Origin of the sequence: Rhizobium sp. BK212 (genome assembly GCF_014197475.1) — a bacterium.
Taxonomy (GTDB): Bacteria; Pseudomonadota; Alphaproteobacteria; order Rhizobiales; family Rhizobiaceae; genus Rhizobium; species Rhizobium anhuiense.
Map to the genome: position 1 here is coordinate 892,950 of NZ_JACIFS010000003.1, position 11,938 is coordinate 904,887.

The following is an 11,938-nucleotide window of genomic DNA, read 5'->3' on the forward strand; positions in this document are numbered from 1 at the left end:
ATCCGCTATCGGGATCTGCACATCTATTTTATCGTGTTCGCATAAACTCGACAGCTGCGAATCGCATCAAATTGCGCTTAAAGCGTGCAGCAAACGATGTGATATAGGGAAACAAGATGGCGCGGTGGGGGCGTAGAGCAGCGGTTGTGACCGTCGGGCTGGCGGCATGTCTGTTTTCCCTCACGCCTGTCCGCGCCGAGCCTGCCTATATCCCCCTTGTGCGCGACTATGTCGAGAAGCAGATCCGGCCAATGGTGGAAACGCCATTGGTGCTGAAGGCCATTGCCGAGCAGAACGCGGAGTTCGGCAATGTCAGCGAAATGGATATGCGGGTGCTCGATGACACTTACCGATCTGAGGTCGATCAGCATCACCTGCATATGGTCAAGCTGCTGCTCGACAGATCCGTGTCGCATTATCTGAAAGCCAGGCAGGACGCCTCGCAGGGAGCGATCGTCGAATTTTTCGTCACCGATAGTCATGGACTGAATGTCGGGCAGAGCATCATTACCGCCGACTACTGGCAGGGCGACGAAGAGAAATATCTCAGAACCTTCGCCAACGGCTCGCGAGAGGTCTTCATCGACCGGGCCGAGCGCAACGAATCCACTCAGATACTCGAGACGCAGGCGAGCTTCGTCGTCATGGACGAAGAGAACAGGCCGATCGGCGTGGCCACCGTTACCATCGCCATCGACGCGCTTTAAGACCGCTCGTTTTCTCGCCGAATCGCCATGCGCATTTGCGCCGGAAATGCCATCACAAGATTTGCCGCAGGGCGCTTTTTTATCGTTCTGGCCTTTTCCTTAGCCGGCAACGCCTGCAAGCCATTGTAATTTCAGCGCTCCCCGGCTTTCCCCAATCTCCACAGGCGCATCCACAAGATGTTGTGGTTAGCAATCAATTAAAAGCCAGCCCTTGACGGAATCAGCTGTTTCAAACTTTACTGTTTTCGATGTTGCGGCGGCGACAGGACCGGAGGTAACGAGCCCGGTTCCCTTTTGAAAATCAGGACGCAGAATCAGGGTGATGCACCGGGAGCGGTTCAGACCCGACAGGTTCTCTGCGCGGTTTTCAGCCTCCAAAAAAAGTGACGTCGGGACTGGCGATAATAAGCTGTTAATACTATATTTAGCGTTTGCAGCCACCATCACCACAAGATACAGGAAGGACATCTCCGGATGACACCCCTGTCACGATACGGAAACGAGGCTGGCTGCACCACGACAAAGTGCCGCCGGATAGGAATTTTGCGCCCCGGTCGCTGGGGATCGGGCGCCAACACGAGGTCAAGACCATGCGCATCGAACGTCGTTTCACGAAGGCCGGCCAAGGCGCCTATGCGGATATCGAATTCCGCAAGGCGACGAGCGAGATCAAGAACCCCGACGGTTCGATCGTGTTCCGCCTCGAGAATATCGACGTTCCCTCGCAGTTCTCCCAGGTCGCGACCGACGTTCTGGCGCAGAAGTATTTCCGCAAGGCCGGCGTTCCCACCCGGCTGAAGAAGGTCGAGGAAAACGACGTTCCCTCCTTCCTGTGGCGCTCCGTTCCCGACGATGCTGCGCTGAAGACCCTGCCGAAGGATGAGCAGACCGGCTCCGAAATCGATGCGCGCCAAGTCTTCGACCGTCTTGCCGGCACCTGGACCTATTGGGGCTGGAAGGGCGGCTATTTCTCCTCCGAGGAAGATGCCGCGGCCTTCAAGGACGAGCTTGCCTATATGCTCGCCACCCAGCGCGTCGCCCCGAACTCTCCGCAATGGTTCAACACCGGCCTGCATTGGGCCTATGGCATCGACGGCCCCGGCCAGGGCCATTTCTATGTCGACCCCTTCACCGGCAAGCTGACCAAGTCCAAGTCGGCCTACGAACATCCGCAGCCGCATGCCTGCTTCATCCAGTCGGTCGAGGACGATCTCGTCAACGAAGGCGGCATCATGGACCTCTGGGTGCGTGAAGCGCGCCTGTTCAAATACGGCTCCGGCACCGGCTCCAACTTCTCGATGCTGCGCGGCGAAGGCGAAAAGCTTTCCGGCGGCGGCCGTTCCTCCGGCCTGATGAGCTTCCTGAAGATCGGCGACCGCGCCGCCGGCGCCATCAAATCGGGCGGCACGACGCGCCGCGCCGCCAAGATGGTGGTCGTCGATATCGACCATCCCGATATCGAGGAATACATCAACTGGAAGGTCAAGGAAGAGCAGAAGGTCGCGGCCCTTGTCACCGGCTCGAAGGTCGTCGCTAAGCATCTGAAGGCGATCATGAAGGCCTGCTTCAATTGTGAAGGCGGCGACAACGGCGATTGCTTCGACCCGGCCAAGAACCCTGCCCTGAAGCGCGAAATCCGCGCTGCCAAGAAGGATCAGGTTCCGGAGAACTATGTCCAGCGCGTCATCCAGTTCGCCCGCCAGGGCTACAAGGATCTCCAGTTCAAGACCTACGATACGGATTGGGATTCGGAAGCCTACCTCACGGTATCGGGCCAGAACTCCAACAACTCCGTCTCGATCAAGGACGACTTCCTGCGCGCCGTCGAGAATGATGGCGAATGGAACCTGACCGCCCGCAAGGACGGCAGGGTGATGAAGACGCTGAAGGCGCGCGATCTCTGGGAAACGATTTCCTACGCTGCCTGGGCCTCGGCCGATCCGGGCATCCACTTCAACACGACGATGAACGACTGGCACACTTCGCCGGCCGGCGGCCCGATCCGCGGCTCGAACCCGTGCTCGGAATATATGTTCCTCGACGACACGGCCTGCAACCTTGCCTCGCTGAACCTTCTGCAGTTCAAGGACAAGGCCACCAAGCGCATCAACATTGCCGATTACGAACATGCCGTTCGCCTGTGGACCGTCGTGCTCGAAGTCTCAGTGATGATGGCGCAGTTCCCGTCGAAGCGCATTGCCGAACTCTCCTACGAATACCGCACGCTCGGCCTTGGCTACGCCAATATCGGCGGCCTGCTGATGTCGTCGGGCATTCCCTACGACTCCACCGAGGCCCGCGCCATTGCCGGTTCGTTGACCGCGATCATGACCGGCGTCTGCTATGCGACCTCGGCCGAAATGGCTGCCGAACTCGGGCCCTTCCCGAACTTCGCGCCGAACCGCGAGAGCATGCTGCGGGTCATCCGCAACCATCGCCGCGCCGCCCATGGCGAAACCTCCGGCTATGAGGCCCTGTCGATCAACCCGGTCGCGCTGATCCATTCGGAAAACCCGGACCAGGATCTCGTCGCCCACGCCAAATCGGCCTGGGACAAGGCGCTCGAACTCGGCGAACAGCACGGCTATCGCAACGCCCAGGTCTCGGTCATCGCGCCCACCGGCACGATCGGTCTCGTCATGGATTGCGACACCACCGGCATCGAGCCCGACTTCGCCCTCGTCAAGTTCAAGAAGCTCGCCGGCGGCGGCTACTTCAAGATCATCAACCGCGCCGTGCCCGAAGCGCTGCGCACGCTCGGCTATTCCGAGAGCCAGATCGCCGAGATCGAGGCCTATGCCGTCGGCCACGGCAACCTGAACCAGGCGCCGGCGATCAACCCGTCGACGCTGAAGACCAAGGGCTTCACCGACGAGAAGGTGGAAGCCGTCAATGCCGCGCTGAAGAGCGCCTTCGACATCAAGTTCGTCTTCAACCAGTGGACGCTCGGCGCCGACTTCCTGAAGGACACGCTGAAGGTTTCCGACGAACAGCTGTCCGACATGAGCTTCAGCCTGCTCGACCATATCGGCTTCTCGAAGAAGGACATCGAAGCCGCCAACATCCATGTCTGCGGTGCGATGACGCTGGAAGGCGCGCCCTTCCTCAAGAATGAGCATCTGCCGGTCTTCGATTGCGCCAATCCCTGCGGCAAGATCGGTAAGCGCTACCTCTCTGTGGAAAGCCATATCCGCATGATGGCGGCGGCCCAGCCGTTCATCTCGGGTGCGATTTCCAAGACGATCAACATGCCGAACGAGGCGACCGTCGAGGATTGCAAGAACGCCTACCTGCTCTCCTGGAAGCTCGGCCTCAAGGCCAACGCGCTCTATCGCGACGGCTCGAAGCTGTCGCAGCCGCTCAATGCCTCGCTGATCGAAGACGAGGATGACGAGGATGCGCTGGAGGAACTGCTGCAGGCGCCGGTCGCCGCCCAGGCCGTCACCATCACCGAGAAGATCATCGAGCGGGTGATCGAACGCGTTTCGCGCGAACGCGAGAAGCTGCCGAACCGCCGCCAGGGCTACACCCAGAAGGCCGCCGTCGGCGGACACAAGGTCTATCTCCGCACCGGCGAATTCGGCGACGGCCGCCTCGGCGAGATCTTCATCGACATGCACAAGGAAGGCGCTGCCTTCCGCGCGATGATGAACAATTTCGCCATCGCCATCTCGCTCGGCCTGCAATATGGCGTGCCGCTCGAGGAATATGTCGAGGCCTTCACCTTCACCAAGTTCGAGCCGGCCGGCATGGTCATCGGCAATGATGCGATCAAGAACGCCACGTCGATCCTCGACTACGTCTTCCGCGAACTTGCCGTCTCCTATCTCGGCCGCCACGACCTGGCGCATGTCGATACGTCCGACTTCTCCAACACCGCGCTCGGCAAGGGCATCCAGGAAGGCAAGACCAACCTGCTCTCCACCGGCTGGACCCGCGGCTACAAGCCGACGCTGGTCTCCGGCACCGGCGGCGAACGTCAGGCAGCGGCCGAGCCCAAGGGTGCGGCGACTGCCGCCCCTGCCCGCGCCGCTTCCACCGGTACCGTGACTGCCTTTGCCGGCAGTGCCGCCCGCAAGCTGGAGCCGACGGTCGCCATCTCCACCTCCGAAATCGTCGCCTTCAAGCGCGACTATGAGGAGCGCGCCAAGGAACTGGCGGAAGAGATTGCCGAAGAGGTGATCGACGAAATCACCAGCGACGCAACCGCCCTCTTCTCCGACAAGGCGGCGGCCGACGCGGCCACGGCGAAATCCGAAGCCAAGAAGCGGGAGGCCGAACGCCGCCAGCGCTCGATCATGCAGGGCTATACCGGCAACATGTGCTCGGAGTGCCAGAACTTCACGATGGTGCGGAATGGGACGTGTGAGAAGTGCGACACTTGCGGTGCTACGAGTGGGTGCAGCTGAGTGGGCGTTTGTTGTCTAGCGCGCCCCGTTGAAAGGCGTCCGACACAAACTGATCGATAGTCAAAAGCCGCCGACAGTCAGCTGCCGGCGGCTTTTTATTTGGCCGAGACGATCGCCACTCGTTTGAAGCTCGAGATAGACCCCGTGGTCTTCTTGCCTTCTACTCCGCGCTCGCCGCAGCCGACCGTGAAACCGCCTCGGCGCTGGTCATTCCGGAGAAGCGCGGCCAAGGACCCTTCAACGTTCGCTTCCGGTCCGGCATACTTAATCTCAATACCTACGGGAGTTGGCATCGCATTTGTGCCATTGCATATCCATTCCGGCTTCATCCTCATGGCCATAGCACCAGTCAACGCGATTGAGCAGCGGACTGATCTGCTCGCGCCGTTTGCAGGCCCGCTCCGTCTCGATGCCGTAGCGATCGGTGCTGCCGCGGCAGATGTCGTCCAGTCCTATCCACTGCTGGATCAACCGATCCGGCGCTTTGGCTCCTTTGTCTGTGGCGATCACCTTTCCGGTCTCGGACTCGATCTGCAGGGAGGCGGTGTTCCACACGAAAGAGAATTCCGCCATCCCGGAAGTTGTCCTACCTGTATCCCGGTTTCGGGCAAACCATTCGACAATTCCTGACATTTCGCATTTTCCGGCGCAGCTGGCGGTCACGGAGCCGGGTTTGACGCTGTACATGCGCTCTGGCCAGCGTTGGGCGAAGGCCGCCTTGTCTTTCAAGACGACGTCTTTGTCGACCACGGTCCCGAAGAAGGAAACCTGATCGGCATAGACGCTCTTCATGAAATCAAGCGCCGAAGCGCTGTCTTTCGACCATTCGTCATTGTATCGGTTGACGAAATCAACCGCCTCCGTGGTCAGGTCGCCGGGTGCGGATGCGGCGACCTCCTCGGAAGCGCTTGGGTCTGATGGCATGACGGCGGGTGCTGCGCTCACCTGCGGCGCGGCGTCCGGCGGTGGCGGCGCGCTTGACGATGGCGAGCGCATATCTTCGGGCGTGACGATATTCCAGTCTCGCATTTCCGCGGAGGTCAGATACCTTATGTCGGTGCTGTCGATCGACAGGCTGAGCTGCAGCAGATTGGGGCTCACCCCCATGTCGGTCAGATATCCGATGATCTCGCCGGTCAGCGATTGAACCGACGAGACTGCCAATTTGCTGTCCATGGCGGCATCGTCGGATAGGGAAACCCGATGCACGCCGATGGACCCCGGCTCGGCAAATCTTTGAACGCCACCGACGAAGGCGAAGGCGCAAGCCGATGCGCATTCCACGGCTCTGAGCTGGATCGTTCGCGCATTCAACGCGCGGATGGTGCGGCCGAACTCGATCGCGACGATCACGTTTCCACCGGGCGAGTCAAAGGTAATATAGGCCGGCTGGAACTGCTTGTACTCGTCGACAAGCGCCTTCGGATCGTCGGAGATTTCGAACGCGCCCTTTATCGCAAGGCCGCGCTTGCCCGGCGCGCCGTCGAGACGTTCATAGGAAATTGCCGCATGCGTCTCTTGCGCCAGGGCGGCGAAAGCCAGCAGCATCGATATGAACGACACGGATTTCCGTATTCTTCTCCAGCCTTCGAGCACGTGTATTTCTCCCGTCGTCACTCGCAGCATATCTTGCTCACGTATGTATTGCCGGGGGTGATCATCAAATCCCGTCAGCGTTCAATGCGATCAAGCCCGTGTCCATCACGAGTTTGAAGATCAACAGCTTTGACGAGAACATTTCAGACCTACCCCAGCAACCTGATCAATGCACAAGGGGCGATCTTCTGGCAAGCGGCACAATCAGAAGTGATAAGACACGGTAAACGCCGGTTGCTCGCCGCGATCGATAGATCCCAGCCCAGGCGATCCGACGCGGTGCCGGCAATTGATGTGGGAGCAGCAGGAAAAAGGCAGTGCGTCTTCGGATTTCGTGTGGTTAGGCCTGCCGTTACGGTTTCACCCGGTCAGGATGCGCCGCCTGGAAGGCGGGCAGTTCGGCGCATCTGGCGTCGATATCGACGATACGCGTAAAAGCGGTCAGATCCACACCCCAGCGGCGGGCATTGTAGACCTGGGGAACGAGACAGAGGTCCGCCATCGTCGGTGTATCTCCGAAGCTGAACGTGCCATCACCTTCACCGATCATGGCTTCCAGTTTGCGAAGCCCGTCGGTGATGAAATGTTTCATCCATTCCTCACGGGCATCCGTCTTGTCTGTCAGCGTCATCAGATGCGAGACGACATGCAGGTTGCAGATCGGATGGATGTCCATGGCAACCGCATATGCGAGGGCGCGGACTTTCTGGCGATCGGCGATATCCGATGGCAGCAATCCGCATTCCGGTCGGGTTTCGGCGAGATATTCGATGATGGCAAGCGACTGCGTCAGTGTTTTCCCGTTGATCACCAGTGTCGGCACCAAGCCTTGCGGGTTGAGCGCGAGATAGTCCGGCGTCCTGTGCGCGCCCTCCAACAGGTTGATCGGCACGGTCCGATAGTCGACGCCCAGGAGATTGAGCGCGATGCGGACGCGATAGCTCGCCGATGATCGCCAGTAGTCGTAGAGAACGACCTCGTTCATTGCCGCACGGCTCCCCCGTATTTTTCGACCGTCTGCTCGATCGCCCCGAAGATCGAATGACCGGCATGATCCTTCATCTCGATGCGGACCTGATCGCCGAACTTCATGAACGGCGTCTTCGGCGATCCGGTCTCGATGGCCTCGATCATCCGGAGTTCGGCAATGCAGGAGTAGCCGTTTCCGCCACCGTCCACCGGCTTGCCGGGGCCGCCGTCGAGCTTGTTGGAAACAGTGCCGGAACCGATGATCGTGCCGGCCGCAAGATGGCGGGTTTTGGCGGCATGGGCGATCAGCTGGCCGAAATCGAATGTCATGTCGATGCCGGCATTCGCCTTGCCGAAGGCCTTGCCGTTCAAACTGACGAGCAGCGGAAGATGCAGCTTGCCGCCATCCCAGGCCTCTCCAAGCTCGTCCGGCGTCACCGCGACCGGCGAAAATGCCGAGGCCGGTTTCGACTGGAAGAAACCAAATCCCTTCGCCAGTTCGTCGGGGATCAGACCGCGCAGCGACACGTCGTTGACGAGCGTCACCAGCCGGATCGCGCCGCGCGCCGCTTCCGGGCTGGAACCCATGGCGACGTCGCCGGTGATGACGGCGACCTCGCCCTCCATGTCGATCCCGTAAACCTCGTCGGCCATCACGATCGGGTCGCGCGGGGCGAGGAAAGTGTCCGACCCGCCTTGATAGATCAGCGGATCGGTCCAGAAGCTCGCCGGCATCTCGGCGCCGCGCGCCTTGCGCACCAATTCGACATGGTTGACGTACGCGGAACCATCGGCCCATTGGTAGGCCCGCGGTAGAGGTGACGTAGCGTCATGTTCGTGAAAGCGGATCGTCGGCTGGGCTCCGGTCTCGATGCCTTCGGCGATCAATGCAAGTCTCGGTGCCATATGCGCCCAGTCGTCGAGTGCTGCCTGCAATGTGCGGGCGATGTGGCCGACTTCCGAACAGCGGGTCAGGTCGCGGGAAACGACGACCAGCCGGCCGTCCCGCGTAGAGTCCTTCAAGGTCGCAAGTTTCATGTCCGAATTCCTGTGCTGGAGGATGTCTTCGCTTGATGCTTCACTTGAATCCGGGGGTTCCGTCGAACTTGCGTTCCAGGCCGTCCCAGCACTCGAGGTAGTCATCCTGCAGCGTTTCGAGCTCGGCCGCATATTTCGTCAGTTGCTGCGGGTACCGGGTCTCGAACATGAAGGCCATGGTGTGATCGAGCTTCACCGGCTTGAGCTCGGTATTGGATGCCTTTTCGAAGGCGAGCGCATCCGGCCCGTGGGGAAGCATCATGTTGTGCAGGCTCATGCCGCCCGGCACGAAACCCTCCTCCTTGGCGTCGTACTGGCCGTGGATCAGGCCCATGAATTCGCTCATGATGTTCCGGTGGTACCAGGGCGGGCGGAACGTATGCTCGGCGACCAGCCAGCGCGGCGGAAAAATCACGAAATCGACATTGGCGGTACCGGCATCTTCGGTGGGCGCGGTCAGCACGGAAAAAATCGACGGATCGGGATGGTCGAAGCTGATGGCGCCGACCGGAGAAAACGTCCGCAGGTCATATTTGTAAGGCGCGTAATTGCCGTGCCAGGCGACCACATCGAGCGGCGAGTGGCCGATCTCCGTGACATAGAATTTTCCGCACCACTTCACATGCACGCGGCAAGGCGTTTCCTTGTCTTCGAAAGCGGCGACGGGTGTCTTGAAGTCACGCGGGTTTGCCAGGCAGTTGGCGCCGATCGGGCCGCGATCCGGCAGCGTGAATTTCGCGCCGTAGTTCTCGCAGATATAGCCACGCCAGACCGTCTGTTCACCGCCCCTCAAAATCTTGAACATCATGCCGCGCGGGATGAGACATATTTCCAGCGGCTCGACATCCATGATGCCCATTTCGGTGAACACCCTGATGGCGCCGAGCTGCGGCACGATCAGCAGTTCACCATCGGCGTTGAAGAAGTAATCGTCGACCATGTCCTCATTGAAGAGGTAGGCATGGGCTGACATGCCCACCTGGGTGGTGGCATCGCCTGCCGTCGTGATGGTCCGCACCCCTTCGAGAAAGGTCAGCTTCTCCGTGGGCGCAGGGATGGGATCCCAGCGAAGCTGACCGAGAGGAAGCGAATGCTCCTCCAGGCAGGGTGCGGTTTTCCAGAGCGGATAGGAAGCGTTGGAGAAGCGGCGGGTGTGGCGTACGCTCGGGCGGATGCGATAAAGCCAGGACCTTTCGTTGGTGCCGCGCGGCGCCGTGAACGGCGAGCCGGACAGTTGCTCGGCATAAAGGCCGTAATTGCATTTCTGCGGGCTGTTCTGGCCCTGTGGCAAGGCGCCGGGCAGTGACTCGGTTTCGAAGTCGTTGCCGAAGCCCGGCATGTATTTCAGTTTGTTTGCCGTCGCGGCTTCACCGTCCGATGCCTGGATCGATGTCTGGTCCATTGCTCAATTCCTCCCCGAAAACGCCGCAGCGCCGCGCGTCCGAAAAAACCCGCGGCGCTAGTGAGTTTACTCTGCTGCCGTGCCGATGACACCACGCTTGATCTGATCGGCCTCGATCGACTCGAACAGCGCACGGAAGTTGCCCTCGCCGAAGCCCTCGTCGCCCTTACGCTGGATGAATTCGAAGAAGATCGGGCCGATGACGGTCTTGGAGAATATCTGCAGCAGGATTTTCGTCATGCCGCCATTCACCACACCTTCGCCATCTATGAGGATGCCGTGTTTCTTCATGCGCTCGATCGGTTCGCTATGGCCGTTCACCCGTTCATAGGACATGTCGTAATAGGTCTCCGGCGGCCCCGGCATGAAGCGCAGGCCGTTGTCGGCCAGCCTGTCGGTGGCGTCGTAAATGTCCTCCGTTCCAACGGCGATGTGCTGGATGCCCTCACCCCGGTACTTTTTCAGATATTCCTCGATCTGGCTCGTATCGTCCTTCGATTCATTCAGCGGAATGCGGATCTTGCCGCAGGGTGAGGTGATGGCGCGGCTGACCAGGCCGGTGATGCGGCCATCGATATCGAAGAAGTGGATCTGCTTGAAATTGAACAGGTTGCGGTAAAAATCCCACCACTTGTCCATGTTGCCGCGAAAGACATTGTGGGTGAGATGGTCGAGATAATAGAAGCCGATGCCCTGGGGATGCGGGTTGCGCTCGCCAAGCCAATCGAACTCGGCATCGTAAACCGATCCCTTCGCGCCATAGGTCTCGACGAAATAGAGAAGCGAGCCGCCAATGCCGACGATCGCCGGGACGTCGAGCATCTTGTCGTTGCCTTCGTAGGGAACCGCGCCCTTCGACACCGCATGATCGAAGGCGTGCCTGGCGTCTACGACGCGCCATGCCATCGACGGGGCGCAGGGACCATGATTTGCGACGAAACGGGCGGCATGGCTGCCGGGTTCGGCGTTCAGCACATAGTTGATATCACCCTGGCGCCAGACGGTGATGTCCTTGGTCTTGTGCCTGGCGACCGCGACATAGCCCATGCGTGTGAAGAGCTCGCTGAGCTTCTCGGGCTCGGGATGGGCGAATTCGACGAATTCGAAGCCGTCGGTGCCGGCCGGGTTGTCGGTGGTGATTTCCGAAGGCGGCGCATCATGTGGAAAAGGGCCCATTTTCTCCTCCTGAGGATTGAACCTTGACTGGTGCAAAGTGTGGCCCAAAACGCGCGCAAAGTTCTTGCATTCTTCATGCTCCAAGAAGATATTATGCACGGTTCGTGAGTGTTTTGGAGATTTTGCGCAATGGATGAACAGCTCGATAAATTGGATTTGCGCCTGCTCCAGGAACTTCAAAAGGACGGACGGCTGACGAACAACGAACTCGGCGAGCGGATCGCGCTTTCACCGTCGCAATGCTCGCGCCGGCGCACGAGACTGGAGGCTGAGGGATATATCCGCAGCTACCGCGCCTACCTCGATCAGCAGAAGCTGGGTCTGGATATGCTGGTGGTCATTTCGGTGACGCTTGCCACCCACAACCGGGACAATGCCCGCCGGTTTTCGCAGCTGATCAACGGATTGCCGGAAGTTCTCGAAGCCTATGCTTTGACCGGTGAAATGGACTATCACCTGAAGGTCGCGACCCGCGGGCTCGCCGACCTCTCCAAATTCGTCAACGACGTTCTGTTGCCGCACGAGTCGGTGCAGCATGTGAAGACGTCGATCGTGCTCGACACGCTGAAGACATTCGAAGGCTTTCCGGTGCACATGCCGGGTCATTGACATGGCGACAACATCGCCCTGTGCAGACGCAT

General features: G+C 59.9%; 9 protein-coding genes. 3 read left to right on the forward strand and 6 right to left on the reverse strand.

Annotated elements, in window-relative coordinates:
- Positions 1-116 precede the first annotated feature (116 nt).
- Positions 117-707, forward strand: coding sequence for a hypothetical protein (locus tag FHT79_RS14435; protein ID WP_029867965.1), 591 nt, complete (start codon positions 117-119; stop codon positions 705-707).
- A 186-nt stretch (positions 708-893) separates the two neighbouring features.
- Here FHT79_RS14435 and FHT79_RS14440 read toward each other — a convergent pair whose 3' ends face one another.
- Positions 894-1,175, reverse strand: a complete 282-nt coding sequence (locus FHT79_RS14440) for a hypothetical protein (RefSeq protein ID WP_183903516.1) — start codon at positions 1,173-1,175, stop codon at positions 894-896.
- Positions 1,176-1,297: 122 nt separating this feature from the next.
- Between FHT79_RS14440 and FHT79_RS14445 the strand changes: the two genes are divergently transcribed.
- Entirely contained in the window at positions 1,298-5,116 is a 3,819-nt protein-coding gene (locus FHT79_RS14445) for a vitamin B12-dependent ribonucleotide reductase (RefSeq protein ID WP_183903517.1), read from the forward strand.
- A gap of 270 nt (positions 5,117-5,386) precedes the next feature.
- Here FHT79_RS14445 and FHT79_RS14450 read toward each other — a convergent pair whose 3' ends face one another.
- The 5 genes from FHT79_RS14450 to hppD all read right to left on the reverse strand — a co-directional run bounded on the left by FHT79_RS14450 (position 5,387) and on the right by hppD (position 11,297).
- Positions 5,387-6,712, reverse strand: a complete 1,326-nt coding sequence (locus tag FHT79_RS14450) for a hypothetical protein (RefSeq protein WP_183903518.1) — start codon at positions 6,710-6,712, stop codon at positions 5,387-5,389.
- 352 nt (positions 6,713-7,064) lie between these two features.
- Complete coding sequence (gene maiA, locus FHT79_RS14455) at positions 7,065-7,697, reverse strand: maleylacetoacetate isomerase (protein WP_183903519.1); 633 nt, start codon at positions 7,695-7,697, stop codon at positions 7,065-7,067.
- Complete coding sequence (locus tag FHT79_RS14460) at positions 7,694-8,719, reverse strand: fumarylacetoacetate hydrolase family protein (RefSeq protein WP_183903520.1); 1,026 nt, start codon at positions 8,717-8,719, stop codon at positions 7,694-7,696. The genes maiA and FHT79_RS14460 overlap by 4 nt, the downstream gene beginning before the upstream one ends.
- Positions 8,720-8,759: 40 nt before the next feature.
- Positions 8,760-10,121, reverse strand: coding sequence for a homogentisate 1,2-dioxygenase (gene hmgA / locus FHT79_RS14465; RefSeq protein ID WP_183903521.1), 1,362 nt, complete (start codon positions 10,119-10,121; stop codon positions 8,760-8,762).
- Positions 10,122-10,187: 66 nt separating this feature from the next.
- Positions 10,188-11,297: a 4-hydroxyphenylpyruvate dioxygenase gene (gene hppD, locus FHT79_RS14470; protein ID WP_183903522.1), complete on the reverse strand. Its 1,110-nt coding sequence runs from the start codon at positions 11,295-11,297 to the stop codon at positions 10,188-10,190.
- A 129-nt stretch (positions 11,298-11,426) separates the two neighbouring features.
- On the opposite strand from hppD, the gene FHT79_RS14475 reads away from it, so the two are divergent.
- Entirely contained in the window at positions 11,427-11,906 is a 480-nt protein-coding gene (locus FHT79_RS14475; protein WP_029867958.1) for an Lrp/AsnC family transcriptional regulator, read from the forward strand.
- Positions 11,907-11,938: the final 32 nt, after the last annotated feature.

Excerpts from the sequence above, each read along its gene's own strand:
- FHT79_RS14435 (WP_029867965.1), top strand. The coding sequence starts at position 117 with ATGGCGCGGTGGGGGCGTAGAGCAGCGGTTGTGACCGTCGGGCTGGCG.
- FHT79_RS14440 (WP_183903516.1), bottom strand. The coding sequence starts at position 1,175 with ATGTCCTTCCTGTATCTTGTGGTGATGGTGGCTGCAAACGCTAAATAT.
- FHT79_RS14445 (WP_183903517.1), top strand. The coding sequence starts at position 1,298 with ATGCGCATCGAACGTCGTTTCACGAAGGCCGGCCAAGGCGCCTATGCG.
- maiA (WP_183903519.1), bottom strand. The coding sequence starts at position 7,697 with ATGAACGAGGTCGTTCTCTACGACTACTGGCGATCATCGGCGAGCTAT.
- FHT79_RS14460 (WP_183903520.1), bottom strand. The coding sequence starts at position 8,719 with ATGAAACTTGCGACCTTGAAGGACTCTACGCGGGACGGCCGGCTGGTC.
- hmgA (WP_183903521.1), bottom strand. The coding sequence starts at position 10,121 with ATGGACCAGACATCGATCCAGGCATCGGACGGTGAAGCCGCGACGGCA.
- hppD (WP_183903522.1), bottom strand. The coding sequence starts at position 11,297 with ATGGGCCCTTTTCCACATGATGCGCCGCCTTCGGAAATCACCACCGAC.
- FHT79_RS14475 (WP_029867958.1), top strand. The coding sequence starts at position 11,427 with ATGGATGAACAGCTCGATAAATTGGATTTGCGCCTGCTCCAGGAACTT.